The 504-nt window shown below is 67.9% G+C and carries 1 protein-coding gene; it reads left to right on the forward strand.

What is annotated here, in order from left to right; genetic code table 11:
- Positions 1–361 (forward strand): aminotransferase class IV (locus DNK89_RS24090; RefSeq protein ID WP_203422642.1); only part of this gene is annotated, 361 nt, incomplete at its 5' end.
- Positions 362–504: the final 143 nt, after the last annotated feature.

Genomic DNA, 504 nt, shown 5'->3' on the forward strand with positions numbered 1-504 from the left:
GGGCGCCATCGAGGCGTGGTTCGTCGACGACCTGGGGCTGGTCACCGAGGGCGCCTCGTCCAACGCCTGGATCGTCGACAAGGACGGCGTGCTGCGCACCCGCGACACCAACGCCAACATCCTGCGCGGAGTCACCCGGCGGGCGGTGTTCGAGCTGGTTGCGCGCGAGGGCCTGACCCTGTCCGAGGCGCCGTTCTCGCCCGAGGACGCCAAGGCGGCGCGGGAGGCGTTCATCACCGGGGCCGGCTCGCTGGTCACCCCGATCGTCGCCATCGACGGCGTTCCGATCGGAAACGGGCGTCCGGGGCCTGTCGCGACGCGCCTTCGCGCTCTATATGTGCAAAACGCCCGGGCGCTTTGATGTGACCGGGCTCGAGCCGGTGCGCGGTCGACGGCCATAGGGGACGCGGCGGGCATCAAGTTTGTGTGTGGAGGCGTTGTGCCTCCGATCAAGAACAAGAGAGGCGCAAGCCTATGTCGAACGACAAGAAACAGAATCTCCAG

The organism is Acidovorax sp. ST3 (genome assembly GCF_003231145.1).
Lineage (GTDB): Bacteria > Pseudomonadota > Gammaproteobacteria > Burkholderiales > Burkholderiaceae_C > Acidovorax.